The sequence below is a fragment of the Pedobacter sp. CAN_A7 genome, from assembly GCF_015752175.1.
In the GTDB taxonomy this organism is placed as follows: domain Bacteria; phylum Bacteroidota; class Bacteroidia; order Sphingobacteriales; family Sphingobacteriaceae; genus Pedobacter.
The window spans coordinates 58,202-80,573 of record NZ_JADOUW010000006.1 but is presented as its reverse complement, the minus strand read 5'-3'; the positions used below and the strand labels follow the sequence as shown (position 1 = coordinate 80,573).

Here is a 22,372-nt window from a genome sequence, read left to right as displayed (position 1 = left end):
GGTTAAAAAGATTCTAGTTTTGCTTTTACTTCTTCCATTAACCACATTGGAGTTGAGGTAGCGCCGCAGATCCCGACTTTATCCATCGGGTTAAACCAGGATAAATCCAGTTCATCTACATTTGAAATAAAATAAGCGTCGTTATTATATTTTTTGCAAACATCATACAAAACTTTTCCATTTGATGATTTCTTGCCCGATACGAAGATGATCTTGTTGAAATTAACTACAAACTTTTCGAGGTCTTCATAACGGCTGGAAACTTGCCTGCAAATGGTATCATTTGCTTTCACATCGTAACCACGGTTAAGCAACTCATCTTTAATTTGATAAAATTTATCTGTGCTTTTAGTAGTTTGACTGTATAAAGTGAATTTAGAAGGGAGTTCAACGGCATCAAGCTCTTGAAGGTCTTGAAAAACAATAGCCTTGCCGTCAGTTTGCCCCTGTAGGCCAATAACTTCTGCATGCCCATGTTTACCAAAGATCAGAATCTGCTCATCATCATCATGGGAGTTTTTAATCCTGTTTTGCAGTTTCAATACTACCGGACAAGATGCATCGATCAGTGTAAGGTTATTATTTAGCGCCAGTTCATACGTAGATGGTGCTTCACCATGCGCCCTGATCAGGACTTTTTCATGGTGGAGGTCTTTTAATTGCTCATGTTCAATAATACGAAGGCCTTTATCAGTAAGACGTTTGACTTCTTCGTCGTTATGTACAATATCGCCTAAGCAATATAAATAATCCTCATGGTCTAAGATGTCTTCAGCCATTTCAATGGCGTACACCACACCGAAACAAAATCCCGACGCCTTATCAATCGTTACCGCTAAATCATATGTCATCTTCAGTTTCCTTTGTTAGCTAAGCTGTACAAAAATACACAATTATTTTACCCGATTAGCTCAAATAAACACAATCTTCCCGTCCTTCAACATCCAGAATAACATCTACATGTTCTTTTAGTACGGTCGACATTTCTAACCCCACAAAATCTGTGGCAATAGGAAATATTTTATGACTTCTATCAACCAATACTACGGTACGTATTTTTTTATGCGGTGTATTTAAAAATACACCCAAACCATATGCCAAAGTCTTCCCACTATTTAACACATCGTCTACTAGAATGATTACCTGATTTTTCCATTTATCCTCTTCCAGATCGGTGGAGGCAATGAGTTTGCTATTGTCCTTTTCCAGGTCAATTCTTAACAACAACACATTCAGTTCAGATATATTAAGTAATACCTCACGTAAACGGATGGCAAGTTTGTAACCCCTATCCCATATTCCGGCCAACACAATCTCTTGTTCATCAAGGTTGTCTTCCAGAATCTGATAAGCAATGCGATTGATCTTTTGTTGAATTTGTGTTTTATCTAGAATTACCAGTTGAGAATCCGCCATTTGTGTGCTTAAATTATTTACAAAAAGAACCATTTTAAGGTTCATAATCAAATATTTGAAAAATAAATTAGATTCTCTGCAACGTTTTAGACATTTAGGCGTCTAAATCTTATAAAAGAAGCGACATGAAAATTCCACAGCCTTTTAAAGCAGCCACCCTATTATTAGTTTGTAGTCTGCCGGCATTAAGCAGTTTAGCACAACAAACAAAAACTGTTGCCATAAACAATTTTAATGAGATCACCGTATCGAGTGGTATCGACTTATATTTAACCCAGGGAAATTCTGAAAGTCTTAAGATAGTGACGAGCAATGAGCTCCTGAACAAGGTTGTTGTAGAAAAAAACGGTACCAGGTTAAACATCAGTTACGGCACTAAAAACAACTGGAGCGGTATGTTTAAAGACCGGGAGATAAAAGTATATGTGAACTTTAAAACCTTGCAGGCCTTGTCTGCCAGTGGCGGAAGCGATGTGAACAGCCAGCAAACCATTAAAGTACCACGACTTTCTATTACTTCTTCGGGCGGGTCGGACATTGAGCTTAACTTAATCACCAATAACTTGTCGATCACTTCAAGTGGTGGGTCTGATGTTAGCTTAACAGGTAGAGCAACCAACCTAAACATAACATCAAGTGGAGGTAGTGACGTTGATGCCAAAGAATTTGCTGTAGAAAACGCCAGGGTAAATTCTAGTGGTGGGGCTGATGTTGACATTTACGTAACCAAAGCATTAGATGTAACGGCAAGCGGTGGAAGTGACGTAAGTTATAAAGGAAATCCATCGGTAAACGACCACTCTTCTAAGAGCGGAAGTGTATCGAAAATAAGATAATACATTTAGTTTTTATCCCTGCCCTGGACCCCCTCCCTGGCAGGGATTTTTCTTTTACCGTTTCCGGTAGGGGTAATAAATGAAATTAGCACCTTCAGGAACAATTACAAATACACACATATAGTCTTCTGGCTTTTTATAGGCCTTCAAAAACATGGCTTTTTTGTCGGGATTAATAATCCCTTTTTGAACAAATTCTTCTATTGTAGATGCCTGTATAGTCCAGTCGGTATGCAGTTCTTCGCGATCCAGAATCATCTCACCTATACTAACTGTATGCTGATGCGCTATAAAAATAGGATGAGTAGATACCCCTTCCAACAAAATTTCAAGTGCCACTTCTTTAATGGAGTCAGCATATAAGGTCAAATCTTTTTCCAGGCTTACCAGCGGACTTTTCTTTTGATCATCTTTTTTGCCTTCTGGCTGTGGCATTAATTCTTCGATATCCATAGCTATTCTTTAATCAAGGTTAATAAAACCACATTTTCTACGTGTTGGGTATGCGGAAACATATCCACAGGTTTAATACGTGCCACCTGGTATTTCTCTTTTAATAAAGCAAGGTCACGTGCTTGAGTAGCTGCATTACAACTTACGTAAACAATTTTCTCTGCTTCCATTTCCAGCAAGCGCTTAACAACCGCTTCATGCATACCTGCTCTTGGTGGATCGGTAATGACCACATCAGGTTTACCATGTTCAGTAATGAAATCGGCCGTTAGGATGTCCTTCATATCGCCGGCATAGAAAACAGTATTGTCTATGTTGTTCATCGCTGAATTGAACTTCGCATCTTCAATGGCCGTTGGAACATACTCAATTCCTACCACCTGTTTCACATTACGCGCCACAAAGTTGGCAATTGTACCTGCACCGGTATACAAATCATAAACCAGCTCATTGCCAGTAAAACCAGCAAAATCTCTGGTGATTTTATAAAGTTCGTGTGCTTGTTCAGAATTGGTCTGGTAGAACGACTTGATACCGATTTTAAACTTCAGGCCATCCATTTCCTCGAAAATATGGTCTCTTCCCGCATAGGTAATTACATCCTGATCAAAAATGGTATCGTTCTTTTTCTGATTTACAATGTATTGCAAAGAAGTAATCTCAGGGAAGTTCAGCTTCAGGTATTCCATTAAGCCATCAATTTCGCGCTGTTCTACATAAGCAAATATGACGGCCACCATCACTTCGCCTGTAGAAGAGGTGCGAATGATCAGGTTACGTAAGTTACCTTCATGTGCCCTCAGGTCATAAAAAGTTAGGCCTGTTCTCAATGCATAACCCCTAACCTGGTTTCTTAAGGTATTGGACGGTTCTGCCTGCAGGTAACAATGTTGTATATCAAGTATTTTATCGAAACGTCCGGGAACGTGGAATCCTAAAGCATTCAGCTCCAGGTCATCCTGATCGCCCATATCTGCTTTATCCAGCCAGCGTTTGTTGGAGAAAGTATATTCGAGTTTATTACGGTAGTATTTATTTTCGGCAGAACCTAAAATGGGTTCCATTGACGTGGTATCTACTTTTGCTAAACGCTGCAGTGCAGCCTCTACGTTTTTGTATTTAAAATTTAGCTGTGCTTCATATTGCATATGTTGCCATTTACAACCACCACAAACACCAAAATGCTGACAAAACGGATCTGTTCTAAAAGGCGAAGCCGTATGCAATTCTTCGATAACAGCCTCAGCAAAGTTTTTCTTCTTTTTGATCAGGCGAACATCCACCACGTCGCCCGGGACCGCCTTATCTACAAATACGACTAATTCATCAGCTTTAGCTACCCCTTTACCCTCTTCAGCAATATCGATGATTTCCAAATTAGGAAGGATAGTAACCATCCCAGATTTTCTGTTTCTACTCATTATGCGGCAAATTTACAGGTTTTTTTCATCCATTTCAGGATAATTTTTGACACAAGGGTTTCCCGACATTGGGAATGCCTAAGGAATAGAAATCTGATATTATTTTCTACTTGCCAAAGATTCTTAGTATAAACCCAAAAAAACCTTGCACTAAGTTAAAATTCACATCAAACTTCTCGTCCACCATTACTGAAAATTCTAAAGTCTCTTTGCTCATGATATAACGAATATTCGCTAATATACGTGTTTTTATACCATATACCAAAACGGTATACATTAAGAAATCATTAAATCATCAGGTTGAAAGTGTATTATAAGGCGGCTTTGACCAGGAAGGGCAAAAGCTCTTTCTGAAAACTTACAAAGTTTTTACGAACGTCAGAATCGCTGACTGAGGTAAATGCAAAAGAGAACACAATACTTTTACTGGCTTTTAGTAAAAATGCCAGGCCTTCTTTACGCGATGGGTGGTTTTTAAAATGATCCAGTTCCAGGTATGCGGCAAGCAACAAGGATTCAAGCTGATCAGAGAGGTGTTTAAGAAACTCCTGCGAATTGGCATTTTCACGTACAAAATCCCACCCGATGAACTCATTACATACGGTGTAAGTTAAACGGCAGGTTTTCATCACTAAGGCTTTCAGGTGTTCCTCTTCATCGGCAAACTGTGCTTTGTTTTTCAGGATCTCACGAAGGTTGAGGTCAAGATAGTCCATCAGAATGCAATCGAGCACATGCTCTTTGCTATCGAAGTATTTATAAATAGTGGCTTTGGCAATACGTGCTTTTTTAGCAATCTCATTCACACTGGTTTTATGGTATCCATATTTCCTGAATAATTCCTTCGACGCCCTAAGTATACTTTCTTTAATTTTCTCTGGTTCCATTAATTTGTTATGTGTAGTCCCTGACCTTGAAAAGTGATGTAGTAAGCTTTTAAATTCCGCACTGCTGGCGCCTTTGCAGGGCTTCCGTCAGTAAGAAGAAATTTAGCTCCAGTACAAGGATCTGTGGCGGTAATGCTACCTTCATCGGGTGTAATTTTACACCTTGCCTCTGGATTAACAGTACTGCACCGGTCATAAGCTTTATAACCGAATGCAGTGGAGACTAAGAGTAAACCAGCTACACCTTGATTGGGCACCAGTAATACATTATTTACTGCTTTAATTTTAAATTCCTGTTCGGTAATAAAATAGTTAACCGGTACATCGGGAAGGAAAGTCCCCTCCTTTGCACAACTTATCCATAACAGTGGTAAAAAGTAAAAAGCAGTTTTACATTTTATCATTAAATTAATGACGTTTTATATTGCTTCAAGAAACGCACATCATTTTCTGAGAACAAGCGCAAATCCTTAATTTCGTATTTTAAATTGGCGATACGTTCCAGGCCCATCCCAAAGGCGAAGCCACTGTATTTTTTACTATCGATATTACAGTTTTCCAATACATTAGGATCAACCATACCGCAGCCAAGTATTTCTACCCAACCACTGTGTTTACACAACTGACAACCGTCACCTTTACAGATAGTGCATGAAATATCCATTTCTGCTGAAGGCTCTGTAAACGGGAAATAAGAAGGGCGGAAACGCACCTTAGTACCTTCGCCATACAATTCCTGAACAAAATAAAACAAGGTTTGTTTTAAGTCGGCAAAGGATACATTCTCGTCAACATAAAGTCCTTCCACCTGGTGAAAAAAACAATGTGCACGTGCGGAGATGGCTTCATTACGGTATACACGCCCTGGCATTATGGCACGGAAAGGTGGTTTACCAGCTTCCATCATACGAACCTGTACCGATGATGTATGTGTACGCAAGGCAATGTCGCCTTTCTCACCGCCTTTTTTGATAAAAAAGGTATCCTGCATATCACGTGCCGGGTGTTCCTCAGGGAAATTTAAGGCCGAGAAAATATGCCAGTCATCTTCAATTTCAGGCCCTTCGGCTACAATAAAACCTAGTTTGCTAAAAATATCAATAATCTCTCTTCTCACTAAGGCTAAAGGATGACGGGCACCAATTTCAAAACCCTCACCTGGAAGACTAAGATCTAAACCTGCATCTTTACCAACCTCCTGGGATACTTCCTGATCCTTTAAATCCTGGTATTTGACTTCAGCCAGTTGTTTAAACTCATTCAGCACCTTACCTAAAGTTCTTTTCTCTTCAGGCGAAACTGCTTTGAACTCATCAAATATGTCTTTAATAATTCCTTTTGTTCCTAAAAACTTGATTCGGAACTGCTCCAGTTCATCTGCATTTGCTGTTGAAAATGCATTAATTTCGGCAGTATATTGTGTTATCTTCTCTTGTAACATGATGGCAAATATACGCTAAATAACCCCCAGTTCCTTACCAACCTTTGTAAATGCTGTGATGGCTTTATCCAGATGATGTTGCTCATGAGCTGCAGAAAGCTGCACTCTTATCCTTGCTTTTCCTTGAGGAACCACCGGATAATAAAATCCGATTACATATATCCCTTCTTCAAGCATTTTTGCGGCAAAAGTTTGTGCCAGCTTTGCATCATATAACATCACTGGTACAATTGGATGTACACCTTCCTTGATATCAAAACCTGCGGCAGTCATTTTTTCGCGGAAATACATGGTATTGTTTTCCAGTTTATCGCGCAGGGCGGTCGTTTCACTTAACATATCCAATACGGCCACAGACGCACCAGCAATAGCAGGCGCCAGGGTATTAGAGAATAGATAAGGACGGGATCTTTGGCGAAGCATGTCGATAATTTCCTTTTTACCAGCGGTAAAACCACCAGATGCGCCTCCTAGGGCTTTACCCAAGGTACCAGTAATGATATCTACACGGTCAATCACGCCACAATGTTCGTGAGTTCCCCTACCGGTTCTACCCATAAAACCAGAACAATGCGACTCATCGATCATCACTAAGGCTTCATATTTATCGGCAAGGTCACATATCTTATCAAGCTGGGCAATCGTTCCATCCATAGAGAAAGCACCATCAGTTACAATAATTCGGTGTCTGGCACCCGATGCCGCTTGAAGCTGTACTTCCAGATCGGCCATATCATTGTGTTTATAGCGGTAGCGGCCTGCTTTACACAAACGCACCCCGTCGATAATCGAAGCGTGGTTTAATTCATCGGAAATGATGGCATCCTGATCATTAAAAAGAGGTTCAAAAACACCACCATTAGCATCAAAAGCAGCAGCATATAAAATAGTGTCTTCGGTACCTAAAAAGGCAGATAACTTCTGCTCCAGTTCTTTATGTATATCTTGTGTACCACAGATAAACCTTACTGAAGACATTCCATAACCATATTTATCTAAAGCCTGTTTAGCAGCGTCAATTACCCGGGGGTCTGAAGCAAGTCCTAAATAATTATTTGCACAGAAGTTGATAACTTCCTGCCCTGTACTTACTTTAATATCGGCACCTTGAGGACTGACAATAATTCTTTCCTTTTTAAATAAGCCATCTTTTTCTATTTGGTCTAGTTCTTGTTTAAGTAGCGGTTGTAGTGTTTTATACATCTTTTTGATCAATTATTGCATTCAAAGTTAGGAAAATATCAACGATCACCCTAAACAAAATAAGTATGGGGAAAAAATTATATATTTAGTTTACATATGAAAAACATCTACTACTCACTTATAATCCTTGTAGGTTTTGTAAATAGTGCGTACGCCCAGGACTACACTTTAACAGGCCAAATTAAAGATCAGGATGGGGAAACTATTCCTTTTACTTCTGTCTATGTTAAAAACACCACTATAGGTACCTCAGCAAATGTAGATGGTGTATATAAATTAGCTTTATCCAAAGGCACCTATACCATTACCTTCCGTAACATTGGATATAAAAGCATTGAAAAAGTATTAACCATACTTGGCAACCATACACAGAATGTGGTACTGGCGCCAGAATCCTACACCCTGAATGATGTAACCATTAGCGCCAACGCTAAAGATCCGGCTTATGAAATTATTAGACAGGCCATCAGTAATAGAAAAAAACACTTAAATGAAGTCAAAGAATTTAGCTGTGATGTATACATTAAAGGTGTACAAAAACTAGTTGGCGCACCTAAAAAATTCTTTGGAAAAGATATTCAGCGGACTTTAGACCTCGATACTAACCGAAGAGGTATCTTATACCAATCCGAATCCCGCTCTATCTACAATTGCCGCCGCCCTAATCACATTCACGAAGAAATGATCGCTTCAAAGGTAGCAGGTAGAAATAATGCTTTCAGTTTTAACAAAGCATCAGATTTAGAGATCAACTTTTATAACAATATTATGCTGGAGAACGTATTAAGTTCCCGGGGATTTGTATCACCTATAGCCGACAGGGCCATGTTTTACTATCGTTATAAATTGTTGGGCGTAACGATGGACAATGGGGTGATGATTAATAAAATTGAAGTTATCCCACGACGCAAGCATGATCCTGTATTTAGGGGTATCATTTATATTGCCGACGACAGCTGGAGAATCCAGGGGACAGAATTATACCTAACGAAAAATACAGGTATTAATTTAATTGACACCTTAAACATTACACAACAATTTATTAAGGTTCAGGATTTTTATATGCCATCTAACATAAATTTCACCTTTAATGGTAATGTAATGGGCTTTAAATTTGATGGTTATTATTTAGGGGTTTATAGCAATTATAATTTAAACCCGAACTTTCCTGACAACTATTTCAATGGCGAAATCTTAAAAGTTGGCGAAAATGTGAATGATAAAGATTCGACGTATTGGGCGGCAGTACGTCCGATACCACTCACATTAGAGGAAAAACGAAACTATATCCGTAAGGACAGCATTGCCAAACGAAAGGAATCGAAATATTACCTGGATTCACTAGAAAAGGCTAATAATAACATTACACCAGCTAAGCTACTGCTTACCCATTACACCTTCAACAACAGGTATGCGCAACGATCAGTAAAACTTGATCCAATTTTACGAAGCCTTTTTTATAATACAGTAGAGGGCTTTGGCTTTAAATACGGAATTACTTATACTCAGGAATTTGAAAACGAACGTAAATACAGCATCAGGCCAGAAGTTAGGTATGGTTTTGCCAACAACATCTTAACAGGAAACCTTAGTGGTAACTACATTTACGACCCGGTTAAAAAGGCAGATGTAAGTCTATCCTTTGGTTCAGGCATATATGACCTTAACCAGTTTGGCACCATGAACCTGTTGTCAAACTCTTTAAACAGCCTTCTCTTTGGTAAAAACTTCCCTAAGTTTTACCAAAAAATATACATTAACGGCGGAACATCCAGACTTCTGGCTAGAGGCTTGCAGGGAACGGTTTCTCTGGAATATGCCAATAACAGAAATTTGGTGAATAACACTACCTATTCGTTTAAAAAAGACAATGAGTTTACTTCCAATAACCCCTTTTCACCATTGGTAGAGACGCCATTATTCCCTAATTACCAAGCATTAACGGCTAACGTATTATTATCGTACAACATCAAACAGGATTATATTACGCGGCCAGATGGCACCTTTTATCAGGAGTCAAAATACCCGCGCATAGACTTCTCTTATAGAAAGGGTATCAAAAATATGTTTGGTAGCGATGCAGATTACGACCTGGTTGCCTTGGAACTGACTAAAGAAAGAATAAGTGCTGGTCTTTGGGGGTATTTTTCTTTTGTGGTAGGTGCAGGTAGTTTTCTAAATAACAATACTGTTTATTACCCAGACAGTAAACATTTTAGGGGTAATAACTCATTAACGTCCCTGCCTGATTTACGTAAATTTTCTTTCCTTGATTTTTATCAGTACAGCACAAACCGTCACTATGTAGAGGCACACCTGGAACATAATTTTGCGGGTCTTATTATGAATAAAGTGCCATTATTGCGTAAAATAAAACTGGAGGAGGTGATTGGTGGAAGTTACCTTACACAGCCGAACAAGAAAAACTACAAAGAGTTTTACTTCGGTTTGCAGCGCTTAATTTTCCGGGCTACCTATGGTTTTGCTTACGACGGAAATAAAAAAGTACAGCAAGGATTCAGGATATCGTATGGATTTTAAGGCCTGGTGCCTTGTAAGCAATGGGGTAAAGTTGTACTTTTGCAGCATTAAACGCCGTATGCAACGGTATCAATATCTATGAAAAAATTCCAGACCCTACTCTACTATTGTTATAGTCCGATAGCTGATGCAGAATTATTTGCTGCCGAGCACCTAACCTTTTGTAAATCTTTAGGCCTAGTAGGCCGAATTATCGTAGCTGAAGAAGGTTTAAATGGTACCGTTTCGGGCACCCAAAAAGCTTGCGAGGCTTATATGGCAGCTATAAAAGCCGACGAACGTTTTACCAAAACTGATTTTAAGGTAGACGACGTTGCTGAACCTTCTTTTATTAAAATGCATTGCCGTTACAAATCAGAGATTGTGCATTCTGGTTTAAGGGACCCTAATGTGATTGACCCTAATAAAGAAACAGGCAAACACCTGGAACCAGCAGATTTTCAAAAAATGATTGACCAGGAAGACGTCGTCATTCTTGATGTACGTTCCAATTATGAGCATAACCTGGGTCGCTTTAAAAATGCAGTAACCTTAGATATCGAAAACTTCAGGGACTTTCCAAACAAGATCAACGAGCTGGCAAAATATAAAAACAAGAAAGTATTAACCTATTGCACAGGTGGTATTAAATGTGAAAAGGCATCGGCTTTGCTATTGCAACATGGCTTCGAAGATGTATACCAATTACATGGTGGCATTATCAAGTATGGTAAAGAAGCAGGTGGTAAAGATTTCGAAGGTAAATGTTATGTATTCGATAACCGCATTGCTGTCGATGTAAACAGTGTAAACCCTACCATTGTATCTACCTGCTACAGTTGTGGAAAAGTAACGCCAAAGATGATCAATTGTGCAAACCCAGAGTGTAATGAGCACATTACACAATGTGACGATTGTGGCGATGAATTGCTTGGCTGCTGTTCAGCACCCTGCATGACAAATCCACGCAGGCGTACTTACGATGGAACCGGTTATTACGTGAAAGTTCCACAGCCGATACTGGCTAAATAAGAAAAAGGAAATTGATCTAATGAAGCGATCAATTTCCTTTTTTGTTATTCAGGTATTTTTCTTTATATTATTTATACTTTGCTTTTTGCCTGGTCCACAGTTGAGACGCATTGATACGGACTTTGTACGTTTCTGGCCCGGACTTGGGAGAAGTCTGAGTAGAACCTAATGCGCTTTCACCACCTCTTTAATGGCAGCTAATAAAAAAGGTTCCTTCAGAATTTTATAATGCCCTGTACCGTTAAATTCCTGTGTGACAATTTGAGGTTGACCATTTAGAAATTCGCTGAGCTGTGCATAAGGTAGTAACTCATCGTCTTTGTCATAAAACATCAGGTGTTTGGTTGATGAGTCAAGTTCATAAAGCGTCTTCATATCAAAATAAGTCACAGGCAGTTTGTAATTCTCTTCAAAAGCGGCAAACCAGCGGTGTTGGTTTTCTGGTGATACTTCTGCGTAATTCATCATTCCGGTAAAATTTTGTTGAAGTTCTACCACCGGGGTTATGCTGATGAGTAGGTTTGGTGATGCTTCAAAAGCTTTCAGCGCTACTATGTTTGCCATCGCACCAAGTGAGTGACCAATCACAATATCAGGCATGCCATAGGCATTGATGATCGCCTCCAAAGGTCTTACATATAACATGAGGTTACTTAATTCACCTTCGGAACTTCCGTTACCCAGGGCATCAAAGGCAATGACTTGCACATCGTCAAGTTCCAATAAAGCAGCGATGATCTCTGCGAAATCAGTTGCTTTTGAACTCCAGCCATGAGTAAGCAGGATTTTCTTGCTGCCGCTTCCCCATACATAACCATTAAAAGTTAATTCTTTTTTAGCAAAATAGGGATCATGTACCTGCATGCTGAAGCGGGTTGCCTGCTCCAGCAGTTCTCTCTGGTGAGGCCGATTGGGTAAGCGTATGGGGAAAGAAATGTAATTCCATAACGCAGACATCAGTTCTTGATGGCCTTCCGATTGTTTTACCTGCTGTAACCTTTGTTTATATGTCTTCAATGTTCTTATAGGTTGTGGTGAGCTAGAAATAGGAAGTTAATAATAATACAAAAACGCTGACTAAGCACGCTCACTCTTCAAAAATACTCAATTATTTTTCCAAACAGCTGGCCGCATATTTTATCTTTGCCAGCATTGATTAACCTACAACGCACCATGAAAAAGATTTTTTACTTATTAATTATCGTAAACGGCCTCCTTGCCCAGCAGACTAGTGCACAAAACAAGCCTGCATTTTGGGATGATATTCAACGTTTTAAACAAAAGGACAGCCTGAACACACCAGCCAAAAACGGGATCGTGTTTGTAGGCAGCTCGTCATTTACAAATTGGACAGCATTAGAAAAAGTTTACAATAGTTATGGCGCCTTAAACCGGGGGTTTGGTGGATCAACCTTAGCCCAGGCTAACCATTATGTCGCCGACTTGATTTACCCCTACCAACCGCGCCAAGTGGTAATTTACAGCGGAGAAAATGACATTGCAACTGATCAGATAAGTGCATTGGAAACGCTGAACAGGTTTGCCACTTTTTTTACCAGCATCAGGAATAAATACCCAAAAACTGCTATACTTTATGTTTCTATGAAGCAGAGCCCATCGCGCATGCAGCACGCAGAAACAGTATTGCATGCCAACATCTTGATTAAAGAGTTTCTTTCTGCCTATTCCAACACTCAATTTGTTGATGTAAACCGCAAAATGTTACGTAATGGACAACCCCGACCAGAACTTTTTTTAGAAGACATGTTACATATGAATCAGGCAGGTTACGACATTTGGATTAAGGAAATTACGCCTCATTTATTAAAATAATCAAACACCCTTCACGAAATATTTTTTTGTGAATGTGACTTTATTTAACAATATATCATAAATATTATTTAGCTTTCCTTTCTAACACGACCTATTAGTAAGCAAAAAAAATGAAGTATTTGCAATTTATTATCATCACACTACTGATCGCTGGTGCTCAAGTACATGCCCAGGATTTAAGCAAATATGATAAAGGAGTTTTTGTGAAAGGCAAAGACAGTATCAGCTATCGAGTACTCCTGCCTGAAAACTTTGATGAGAACCAAAAGTACCCCTTATTGATTTTTCTACATGGCAGTGGTGAACGCGGTACAGATAACGAAAAACAACTTGACCATGGTGGAAAATTGTTTTTAGAAGCTGCAGTACGTAGTAAATTCCCTGCTATTGTGATCTTTCCGCAATGTCCGCCAGAAGATCGCTGGACAGCTGTGGAGCGTGTTCCTGGTCAGACTGGCAAAAACAGTTTTGCCTTTAAAAAGGGAAGTAAACCTACTGTTGCTATGCAAGCCTTAATCGGTATGACAAATAGTTTTTTAAAGAAGTCTTATGTTGACCGTAAACAGGTATATGTGGGTGGTTTATCGATGGGAGGCATGGGAACTTATGACCTATTACGACGCAGGCCGAAAACATTTGCAGCTGCTTTTGCCATCTGCGGAGGTGATAATATTGGAAACGTAAAAAAATACAGACATGTACCTCTTTGGATTTTCCATGGTGGGAAAGATGATGTGGTAAGTCCGGAATTATCTAAGGAAATTGCAGACCATTTAAAGATCATTGGTAAAGAGGTAAAGTTTACCTTGTATGCAGAAGACAATCATAATAGCTGGGATTCAGCTTTCGCTGAACCACAGTTATTACCTTGGTTATTTTCTCACAGGAAATAACCAATTTAGTCTTCCATATTATGATATACAGCTTGTACATCATCATCTTCCTCTAATTTATCTATAAGTTTAAACACATCCGCCGCCTCTTCTTCTGTTACCGATTTAGTCGATAAAGATATGCGTTCTAGTTTCGCACTTTTTACTTCTACCCCAAGATCTTCCAGGGCTTTTTGCATTTTCCCAAAATCTTCGAATGCTGTTTGTACCACCGCAATATCGTGTCCTTCTTCATCTGCTTCCAGGTACAGTTCTTCCAGCCCGGCATCAATCAGGTCAAACTCCAATTCTTCCAGGTCTCTTTCTCCAGGTAAAAACCTAAAGATCGATTTCCTGTTGAAGATAAAATCTAAAGAGCCTGTTTTCCCTAATGTACCGCCTGTTTTATTGAAATAACTACGTACGTTAGCCACCGTTCTGTTGGTATTATCGGTAGCAGTTTCTATTAAAACAGCAACACCGTGTTGAGCGTAACCTTCATAAACGAACTCCTCATAACCATTCTCATCTTTATTGGCTGCCCTTTTTATGGCCGCGTCAATACGGTCTTTAGGCATATTAACTGCCTTACCGTTTTGAATAGCAGTACGTAGTCGCGAATTTGTTTCCGGGTGAGGACCACCGTCCTTCACAGCCATTACAATTTCTTTACCGATACGAGTAAACTGAACGGCCATTTTAGCCCAACGTTTAAACTTTCTTTCTTTTCTAAACTCAAATGCTCTTCCCATTGTGGTATAAAGTTATATTACTTTGTATTTTTTAAATTCTCCAGCATATCTGCAGTCATCGTAGCCAGATCAAACTTTGGCTTCCAAGCCCAATCGTTTACCGCATAGCTGTCGTCGATCGATTTTGGCCAGCCATTAGCAATATTTTGACGCGGGTCATGCTCCGTGTAAGATAATTTAAAATCTGGAATATGTTTCTTGATTTCCGCAGCAAGCACTTCTGGAGTAAAACTAACGCCTGCAAAATTATAACTGGAACGAATATTCAGTTTACTGGATTCAGCATCCATTAATTCAATGGTACCGCGTACGGCATCATCCATATACATCATAGGCAGTTCTGTATCTGCACTTAAAAAAGACGAGTAACTTTGTTTTTTCAGCGCTTCGTGAAAAATGTGAATGGCATAGTCTGTCGTACCTCCACCTGGTGCTGCTTTCCAGCTTATTATGCCTGGGTAACGAATACTACGAACATCCAAGCCGTATTTTTGATGGTAGTACTCACACCAGCGCTCACCTGCAAGTTTACTGATACCGTATACGGTGTTTGGATCCATCACACAAAATTGCGGCGTATGTTCTTTCGGAGAGCCTGGTCCAAATACTGCAATAGAGCTTGGCCAGTAAACTTTGGCCGTTTTATAGACTAACGCTAAATCCAGAATATTTAACAGCCCATTCATATTTAAATCCCAGGCTAATTTTGGGTTTTGTTCGCCAGTTGCCGATAATAAAGCGGCGAGTAGATAAACCTGTGTGGGCTTATATTTTTTAAAAATGGTGTTTAGGGTGTCTTTTTCGAGTACATTGACAAATTCAAAGGGCCCTGCATTTTTAATATCATAATCTGGTCTTCTAATATCACAGGCCACCACATTATTTTCACCATATGATCTTCTTAAAGCAGTAACTAGTTCTGTACCAATTTGCCCGTTAGACCCTAATACTACAATTCTTTCCGTCATTTAAATAGATTTTGCCAAAGGTAAAAAAATGAGGGATATTTTTTTAGGTAACAAAATCAATATAAATTGAAATCATTTTGTGTGAATTGTACACTTTGCAATGGCTTTTTATTATTTTAGAAGATTAAAACAATATTAACACCCAATATAAAACCCCAAATTTAACTTATATGGACAGAAGAGATGCAGTCAAAAGTGTTGCTTTTTTACTTGGAGGAGCACTTTCTGCCACCACAATTGGTGTGTTTCTGGAAGGATGTAGTTCTTCTGGCAACAAAGACAACAAGAACTTATTTTCATCCCATCACGAAAAATTAATTACTGAAATCGCCGATATTATCGTCCCAACTACCTCTACGCCAGGAGCAAAAGCTGCCGGAGTGGGACCTTGGATTCCGATGATGGTGAAAGACTGTTATCCTGAAGATGCACAAAAAGCATTTGTTAAAGGACTTGATGATTTAGAAGATCGTTCTAAGAAAGAATTCAATAAATCATTTCTGGAAATGAGCGTAAAAGAACGCGAACAATTACTTGGAAAAGTAAGGGATGAAACCGTTGCGGCCCAGAAAAAAGAGCGGGATGAAATTGAAGCAACACGTATTGCGGAAGAAAATAAGATTGTAAAAAAATCTGAAAAAGAAGAAGCAGGCAGGCCAATGAATGCTAAGGAAGCAAAACCAAGCAAACCTTACTTTTTCGCCATCATGCGCGATTTAACTTTATTGGGTTATTTTACCTCAGAAACTGGCCAGACAAAAGCCTATGCATATGTTGACATACCCGGTCGTTATGACGGTTGTGTAGATTTGAAACCAGGTCAGAAAGTTTGGGCATAATTAATTAGAAAAGAAACATGAGTAACTTAAATACTAAAGCAACAGCACAGAATACATATGATGCCATCGTTATCGGATCAGGGATTAGTGGAGGCTGGGCTGCAAAAGAATTGACTGAAAAAGGCCTGAAGGTTTTAATGCTGGAAAGAGGCAGAAACGTTGAGCATATAAAAGACTATACCACGGCAATGAAAAAGCCATGGGAGTTTGAACACCGCGGCCGCTTGACGGAAGCGCAAAAAGAAAGACACCCTGTTCAAAAAAGGGATTATCCTTATCAAGAGTACAATGAAAGCTTTTGGGTAGATGATATAGATTGCCCATACACCGAGGTAAAACGTTTTGACTGGTATCGTGGATTTCATGTAGGTGGAAAATCATTGATGTGGGGCCGTCAAAGCTACCGCTTAAGTGATTTGAACTTTGAAGAAAATTTAAAAGATGGACATGGTAACGACTGGCCAATCCGATATAAAGAAATAGAGCCATGGTATGACTATGTAGAGAAGTTTGCAGGAATTAGTGGGTCTGTAGAAAACTTTCCACACTTTCCTGATGGACATTTCCTACCTGCAATGGAGATGAACTGTGTTGAAAAATCGGTTAAGAAGCGTGTAGAAGAAAAATGGAACCGATCACGCCTGATCACCATGGGCCGTACCGCTAATTTAACTGTTGCGCACGGTGGTCGTGGAAAATGCCAATACCGTAACTTGTGTAGCAGAGGTTGTCCTTTTGGCGCATATTTCAGCACACAGTCTTCTACCCTACCTGCTGCTATGGCTACAGGAAACTTAACTGTACGTCCTTTCTCTTTGGTTAATCAGATATTATATGATAAGGAAAGCCAGAAAGCAACAGGTGTATTGGTTATCGATTCAGAAACTAATGAAAACATTGAGTTCTATGCTAAAATAGTTTTCGTAAACGGTTCTACATTAGGTTCAACTTTCTTATTGTTAAACTCTACTTCAGATGAGTTTCCTGATGGTTTAGGAAATGGAAGCGGACAACTTGGTCATAACTTAATGGATCACCATTTCCGTTGCGGTGCTTCAGGCAGAGCTGAAGGTTTTGATGATAAATATGTTTACGGCAAAAGAGCCAATGGTATATATGTACCAAGATATAGAAATATAGGTAACGATAAACGTGATTATGTAAGAGGATTCGGGTACCAAGGCGGTGCAAGCAGAGGAAATTGGCATGCTGATGTTGCAGAGATGGCTTTTGGAGGCGAATTTAAAGATCAAATGACCGTTCCGGGAGCATGGAACATGGGATTAGGTGGGTTTGGTGAATCTTTACCTTATTACGAAAACCGTGTTTATATAGACAAGACTAAAAAAGATAAATGGGGTCAACATGTTTTAGCCATTGATTGTGAGTTTAAAGATAATGAGCAAAAAATGCGCGTCGACATGATGAACGATGCAGCAGAAATGTTGGAGGCAGCAGGCATAAAAGACGTATATACTTATGATAATGGTTCAACTCCAGGAATGGCGATCCACGAGATGGGTACAGCCAGAATGGGTAACGATCCTAAAAACTCGGTGTTAAACAAATGGAACCAAATGCATGAAGTTAAAAACGTATTCGTTACAGATGGTTCTTGTATGCCGTCTGCAGCTTGTCAAAATCCTTCATTAACTTATATGGCCCTTACAGCCAGAGCATGTGATTTCGCAGTAAGTGAGTTAAAAAAACAAAACATTTAATGGTAGAAAAAATTAGGATGGGCATGATCGGCGGTGGAAGGAATGCTTTCATCGGCGCCGTTCATCGTATTGCAGCAAATATTGATGGACTCATAGAACTTAGCTGTGGCGCTTTGAGTTCTAATCCGGAAACGGCTAAGGCATCTGGCCGCGACTTGTTTTTACCTGAAGACAGGGCCTATGGAAGTTATCAAGAAATGATTGAAGCCGAACGTAACTTACCTGCCGAAAAGCGTATGCATTTTGTTAGTATTGTTACGCCCAACTTTGCACATTTCGAACCAGCCATGCTGGCACTCGAAAATGGCTTTCACGTAGTGATCGATAAGCCTATGACCTTGACACTTGAAGAAGCTAAGAAACTGGAAGCTAAAGCCAAAGAAACCGGTTTGATGGTATGTTTAACACATACCTACTCTGGCTACCCGATGGTAAAACAGGCTCGTCAAATGGTAAAAGAAGGTAAATTTGGTAAAATTAGAAAGGTCTGTGTTGAATATCCACAGGGCTGGCTTTGTCAGCCTTCAGAAAATGAAGGTAACCAACAAGCGGCCTGGAGAACAGACCCGAGCAAAAGTGGGATTAGCGGTTGTATGGGTGATATTGGCACTCATGCTGCTCAACTTGCCGAATATATTTCTTCACTGGAAATCACACAACTATGTGCAGATCTAAATCGGGTGGTAGATGGCCGCCAGTTAGATGATGATGGCAACGTGTTGTTAAAGTTTAACAATGGAGCAAATGGTATCTTGATGGCCTCGCAAATTGCAGCCGGAGAAGAAAATGCGTTAACCATTAAAGTATATGGCGAAACCGGTGGACTGGAATGGCACCAGGAAGAGCCTAATACCTTAATTGTGAAATGGCATGATGCTCCTTCACAAATCTACAGAACTGGAAACGGCTATTTATCTTCTTTTGCATCGCATAACAGCAGAACGCCTGCCGGTCACCCGGAAGGATATTTGGAAGCTTTTGCTAATATTTACAGAAACTTTGCTTTAACTTTAAATGCACGTTTAACCGGCGAGACACCTACTGCCGAAATGCTGGATTTTCCAGACGTCAGTGATGGAGTTAGGGGAATGGCTTTTATTGAAAATGTAGTGGCTTCAGGCCAATCAGATCAGAAGTGGTTTGACTTTAAAATATAACAAATGACGACAATCAAAGGACCAGCAGTATTTTTAGCGCAATTTATTAATGATGAGGCCCCTTTCAACACACTGGAAGGGATTTGCCAGTGGGCTGCCGACCTGGGTTTTAAAGGCATCCAAGTGCCTACAACGGATAGTCGTTTTATCGACCTTAAACAAGCAGCAGAAAGCGTAACCTACGCTGAAGAACTGAAAGGAAAAGTAGCATCGTTTGGATTGGAAATCACAGAACTTTCTACCCATTTACAAGGACAGCTTGTTGCCGTTAACCCGGCATACGACCTTGCTTTTGATGCTTTTGCACCAGAGGCTTACCGCAACAACCCAAAGGCTAGAACAGAATGGGCCGTTCAACAAATGAAATATGCCGCTCAGGCTTCTAAAAACTTAGGTTTAAATGCACATGCTACTTTTAGTGGTTCCTTACTTTGGCATATGTTCCACCCTTGGCCACAACGTCCGGAAGGACTAGTTGAAGCAGGTTTTACTGAACTTGCAAAACGCTGGTTACCAATCTTGAACGAGTTTGACGCCAATGGTGTTGACGTGTGTTATGAAATCCACCCGGGAGAAGATCTATTTGACGGTGAAACTTACGAGATGTTCCTGGAAAAAGTAAATAACCACCCTCGTGCTTGTCTGCTTTATGACCCTTCGCATTTTGTACTACAACAATTAGACTATATACAATATATAGATTTTTATCATGAGCGCATCAAGGCTTTCCATGTAAAGGATGCTGAATTTAACCCAACAGGTAAACAAGGAACATTTGGTGGTTACCAAAGCTGGGCCAACCGCGCTGGTCGCTATCGCTCACCTGGTGATGGGCAGGTAGATTTTAAAACGATCTTCAGCAAATTAAGCCAGTATGATTTTAAAGGATGGGCAGTAATGGAATGGGAATGCTGCATAAAAGATTCCAATACGGGCGCAAAAGAAGGTGTGGAATTTATAAAAAACCACATTATTCCGGTTACAGCACGTGCTTTTGACGACTTTGCCGCTTCGGGTGGAAATGACGATTTTAACAATACCATTTTAGGCATAACAAATTAAAACAGGGTAATGAAGTGGTTGCAACGATTGTTGATCTTAAAGCTTCATTACCGTTAAAAAAACAACATAAAAATGAAAAAGACATTATTAATATTAAGCTGCTTAACATTAGCGATGGCTTCGTGTGGAGGGGATTCCTCAAAAACCAACGAAGATAGCAGCGCAGCAACAGAATCTACAACTCCAGCTGCTTCAAGCACCCCAATGTTGCCAGGAGAGAAATTAATAGCTACTTCTGACTGTATTGGTTGCCATAATAAAACACAGAAAGTTGTTGGCCCAGCGTATGTCGAAGTGGCAAAGAAATACGAAATGAACGACAAAAACGTGGATTACCTGGCCGATAAAATCATTAGTGGTGGACAAGGCGTATGGGGAGAAGTTCCTATGACACCCCACCCGACTATAGCTCCAGATGATGCCAAAGAAATGGCAAGATACATTTTATCACTTAAAGAATAAATCACTGATTAATCAACTTAAACCAAATATAAGTTATGGAAAAACCAGGTATAGATAAAAACGCAGCAAGCAGAAGATCTTTTATTAAATCTGCGGCCGTTGCTTCGGCAGCATTTATGATTGTACCCCGTCATGTTTTAGGCGGAAAAGGATTTTTAGCACCTAGTGATCGCTTGATAGTTGCAGGCGTTGGTGTCGGCGGAAAAGGGCAGTCTGATATTGCAAGTTTCTTTAAAAGTGGAAAAGCAGACATTGGGTTTCTTTGTGATGTGGATACCCGCAGGGCGGCAGCTTCTGTAAAAGCATTTCCTAAAGCTAAGTTTTATAAAGACTGGCGTGAAATGTTTGATAAGGAAAGTAAGAACTTTGATGCGGTTTCTGTATCTACACCAGATCATAACCATGCTATTACTACCCTTGCAGCCATGCAATTGGGTAAACATGTATATGTTCAAAAACCACTTACCCATGATATTTATGAGGCCAGGGCTTTAACAGCCGCAGCTCAAAAATATAAAGTAGTTACCCAAATGGGAAACCAAGGTGCATCAAACGATGGACCCCGCCAAATGAGGGAATGGTATGATGCAGGTTTGATCGGTGACGTTCATACAGTTTATGCATGGACCGACAGACCCGTATGGCCACAAGGAATTCCATGGTCTGCCAACAAAGCACCTGTACCGAAAGAATTAGACTGGGACCTTTGGTTAGGTACAGCACCCTATAAAGATTATGTAGATAAATTGGTTCCTTTCAACTGGCGAGGCTGGTGGGATTATGGAACCGGAGCATTAGGCGATATGGGATGTCACTTGCTAGAGGCACCTTTCAGTGTGTTAAACCTAAAATATGCCAGTGAAGTGGAGGCTAGTGTAGGTTCTGTATATGTTGATGAATTTAAACGAGGTTATTTCCCGGATAGTTGTCCTCCTTCTAGTCATGTAACTTTAAAATTCCCAAAAACAGATAAAACCCAGGGAGATGTAGTCGTACACTGGATGGATGGAGGTATACAGCCGGAAAGACCAGAAGAACTGGAAGCAAATGAAGTTTTCGGCGACGGTGGAAATGGCACTTTATTTATCGGTACAAAAGGGAAAATGATGGCGAGTACTTATAGTGCTAACCCACGTTTACTTCCTTTGAGCCGCAATAACGACATTAAAGTTCCGGAAAGATTGGCAAGGGTTAAAGGCGGAGCCGATGGCCATTATGCACAATGGGTAGAAGCCAGTATTGCCGGTTTTGGCAAACAACAACTAAGCTCTCCTTTTGAAATTGCCGGTCCTTTAACAGAAGCATTATTGATGGCCAACCTGGCTATAAGGGGTGTTGATGTACAGCGTAAGGATCAATCGGGTAAAATTACTTATCCAGGCAGAAACATTAAACTATTGTGGGATAACGACAACATGAGAATTACGAATCTTGATGATGTTAACCAGTATGTTAAACGTGAATACCGTAAAGGATGGACTTTAGGGGCTTAACCAA

The 22,372-nt window shown here is 39.9% G+C and carries 22 protein-coding genes; 11 read left to right on the top strand and 11 right to left on the bottom strand.

Annotated elements, in window-relative coordinates; all coding sequences use genetic code 11:
- Nucleotides 1–2 precede the first annotated feature (2 nt).
- Together IWX76_RS17880 and IWX76_RS17875 are read right to left on the bottom strand one after the other, a co-directional pair.
- Nucleotides 3–851: a 4-hydroxy-3-methylbut-2-enyl diphosphate reductase gene (locus IWX76_RS17880; RefSeq protein WP_196861404.1), complete on the bottom strand. Its 849-nt coding sequence runs from the start codon at nucleotides 849–851 to the stop codon at nucleotides 3–5.
- 55 nt (nucleotides 852–906) lie between these two features.
- Nucleotides 907–1,416 (bottom strand): phosphoribosyltransferase family protein, encoded by a 510-nt coding sequence (locus tag IWX76_RS17875; RefSeq protein ID WP_196861426.1) that lies wholly within the window; start codon nucleotides 1,414–1,416, stop codon nucleotides 907–909.
- A gap of 125 nt (nucleotides 1,417–1,541) precedes the next feature.
- Between IWX76_RS17875 and IWX76_RS17870 the strand changes: the two genes are divergently transcribed.
- Entirely contained in the window at nucleotides 1,542–2,252 is a 711-nt protein-coding gene (locus tag IWX76_RS17870) for a head GIN domain-containing protein (RefSeq protein WP_196861403.1), read from the top strand.
- Between the two features lie 54 nt (nucleotides 2,253–2,306).
- Here IWX76_RS17870 and IWX76_RS17865 read toward each other — a convergent pair whose 3' ends face one another.
- The 6 genes from IWX76_RS17865 to kbl form a co-directional block, all read right to left on the bottom strand.
- Nucleotides 2,307–2,705: a hypothetical protein gene (locus tag IWX76_RS17865; RefSeq protein ID WP_196861402.1), complete on the bottom strand. Its 399-nt coding sequence runs from the start codon at nucleotides 2,703–2,705 to the stop codon at nucleotides 2,307–2,309.
- 2 nt (nucleotides 2,706–2,707) lie between these two features.
- A complete protein-coding gene (rlmD, locus tag IWX76_RS17860) occupies nucleotides 2,708–4,126 on the bottom strand; it encodes a 23S rRNA (uracil(1939)-C(5))-methyltransferase RlmD (RefSeq protein ID WP_196861401.1) in 1,419 nt (472 codons plus the stop codon).
- Between the two features lie 311 nt (nucleotides 4,127–4,437).
- Entirely contained in the window at nucleotides 4,438–5,013 is a 576-nt protein-coding gene (locus IWX76_RS17855) for a TetR/AcrR family transcriptional regulator (protein ID WP_196861400.1), read from the bottom strand.
- Entirely contained in the window at nucleotides 5,013–5,417 is a 405-nt protein-coding gene (locus IWX76_RS17850) for a hypothetical protein (protein ID WP_196861399.1), read from the bottom strand. The genes IWX76_RS17855 and IWX76_RS17850 overlap by 1 nt, the downstream gene beginning before the upstream one ends.
- On the bottom strand, nucleotides 5,417–6,454 hold the full coding sequence (pheS, locus tag IWX76_RS17845; RefSeq protein WP_196861398.1) for a phenylalanine--tRNA ligase subunit alpha: 1,038 nt from the start codon (nucleotides 6,452–6,454) through the stop codon (nucleotides 5,417–5,419). The genes IWX76_RS17850 and pheS overlap by 1 nt, the downstream gene beginning before the upstream one ends.
- Before the next feature lie 15 nt (nucleotides 6,455–6,469).
- A complete protein-coding gene (gene kbl, locus IWX76_RS17840) occupies nucleotides 6,470–7,657 on the bottom strand; it encodes a glycine C-acetyltransferase (protein WP_196861397.1) in 1,188 nt (395 codons plus the stop codon).
- A 96-nt stretch (nucleotides 7,658–7,753) separates the two neighbouring features.
- Here kbl and IWX76_RS17835 point away from each other — a divergent pair, with 96 nt between their 5' ends.
- Nucleotides 7,754–10,198 carry a DUF5686 and carboxypeptidase regulatory-like domain-containing protein gene (locus IWX76_RS17835; RefSeq protein WP_196861396.1) on the top strand — a complete coding sequence of 815 codons (2,445 nt, stop codon included), beginning with the start codon at nucleotides 7,754–7,756 and terminating at the stop codon, nucleotides 10,196–10,198.
- A gap of 78 nt (nucleotides 10,199–10,276) precedes the next feature.
- Nucleotides 10,277–11,209 carry an oxygen-dependent tRNA uridine(34) hydroxylase TrhO gene (gene trhO / locus IWX76_RS17830; protein ID WP_196861395.1) on the top strand — a complete coding sequence of 311 codons (933 nt, stop codon included), beginning with the start codon at nucleotides 10,277–10,279 and terminating at the stop codon, nucleotides 11,207–11,209.
- A gap of 165 nt (nucleotides 11,210–11,374) precedes the next feature.
- Here the strand turns inward: trhO and IWX76_RS17825 are convergent, their stop codons facing one another.
- The gene (locus tag IWX76_RS17825) at nucleotides 11,375–12,226 is read right to left on the bottom strand and encodes an alpha/beta fold hydrolase (RefSeq protein WP_196861394.1); all 852 of its coding nucleotides are present in this window, start codon (nucleotides 12,224–12,226) and stop codon (nucleotides 11,375–11,377) included.
- A 156-nt stretch (nucleotides 12,227–12,382) separates the two neighbouring features.
- On the opposite strand from IWX76_RS17825, the gene IWX76_RS17820 reads away from it, so the two are divergent.
- Nucleotides 12,383–13,042: a GDSL-type esterase/lipase family protein gene (locus tag IWX76_RS17820; RefSeq protein WP_196861393.1), complete on the top strand. Its 660-nt coding sequence runs from the start codon at nucleotides 12,383–12,385 to the stop codon at nucleotides 13,040–13,042.
- Nucleotides 13,043–13,152: 110 nt separating this feature from the next.
- Nucleotides 13,153–13,935 carry an alpha/beta hydrolase-fold protein gene (locus tag IWX76_RS17815; protein ID WP_196861392.1) on the top strand — a complete coding sequence of 261 codons (783 nt, stop codon included), beginning with the start codon at nucleotides 13,153–13,155 and terminating at the stop codon, nucleotides 13,933–13,935.
- Between the two features lie 5 nt (nucleotides 13,936–13,940).
- On the opposite strand, the gene IWX76_RS17810 is transcribed toward IWX76_RS17815, so the two are convergent.
- Together IWX76_RS17810 and IWX76_RS17805 are read right to left on the bottom strand one after the other, a co-directional pair.
- Complete coding sequence (locus IWX76_RS17810; protein ID WP_196861391.1) at nucleotides 13,941–14,666, bottom strand: YebC/PmpR family DNA-binding transcriptional regulator; 726 nt, start codon at nucleotides 14,664–14,666, stop codon at nucleotides 13,941–13,943.
- Between the two features lie 17 nt (nucleotides 14,667–14,683).
- Nucleotides 14,684–15,634 carry an NAD-dependent epimerase/dehydratase family protein gene (locus tag IWX76_RS17805; protein WP_196861390.1) on the bottom strand — a complete coding sequence of 317 codons (951 nt, stop codon included), beginning with the start codon at nucleotides 15,632–15,634 and terminating at the stop codon, nucleotides 14,684–14,686.
- 170 nt (nucleotides 15,635–15,804) lie between these two features.
- Between IWX76_RS17805 and IWX76_RS17800 the strand changes: the two genes are divergently transcribed.
- The 6 genes from IWX76_RS17800 (at nucleotide 15,805) to IWX76_RS17775 (ending at nucleotide 22,368) form a co-directional block, all read left to right on the top strand.
- Nucleotides 15,805–16,473, top strand: coding sequence for a gluconate 2-dehydrogenase subunit 3 family protein (locus tag IWX76_RS17800; RefSeq protein ID WP_196861389.1), 669 nt, complete (start codon nucleotides 15,805–15,807; stop codon nucleotides 16,471–16,473).
- Nucleotides 16,474–16,490: 17 nt separating this feature from the next.
- Nucleotides 16,491–18,194 carry a GMC oxidoreductase gene (locus IWX76_RS17795; protein WP_196861388.1) on the top strand — a complete coding sequence of 568 codons (1,704 nt, stop codon included), beginning with the start codon at nucleotides 16,491–16,493 and terminating at the stop codon, nucleotides 18,192–18,194.
- Complete coding sequence (locus IWX76_RS17790; RefSeq protein ID WP_196861387.1) at nucleotides 18,194–19,351, top strand: Gfo/Idh/MocA family protein; 1,158 nt, start codon at nucleotides 18,194–18,196, stop codon at nucleotides 19,349–19,351. Before IWX76_RS17795 ends, IWX76_RS17790 begins: the two co-directional genes overlap by 1 nt.
- Nucleotides 19,352–19,354: 3 nt before the next feature.
- The gene (locus tag IWX76_RS17785; protein ID WP_196861386.1) at nucleotides 19,355–20,413 is read left to right on the top strand and encodes a sugar phosphate isomerase/epimerase family protein; all 1,059 of its coding nucleotides are present in this window, start codon (nucleotides 19,355–19,357) and stop codon (nucleotides 20,411–20,413) included.
- A 72-nt stretch (nucleotides 20,414–20,485) separates the two neighbouring features.
- Nucleotides 20,486–20,875, top strand: coding sequence for a c-type cytochrome (locus IWX76_RS17780; RefSeq protein ID WP_196861385.1), 390 nt, complete (start codon nucleotides 20,486–20,488; stop codon nucleotides 20,873–20,875).
- Nucleotides 20,876–20,910: 35 nt separating this feature from the next.
- Nucleotides 20,911–22,368 (top strand): Gfo/Idh/MocA family protein, encoded by a 1,458-nt coding sequence (locus tag IWX76_RS17775; RefSeq protein ID WP_196861384.1) that lies wholly within the window; start codon nucleotides 20,911–20,913, stop codon nucleotides 22,366–22,368.
- The last annotated feature ends 4 nt before the right edge of the window (nucleotides 22,369–22,372 follow it).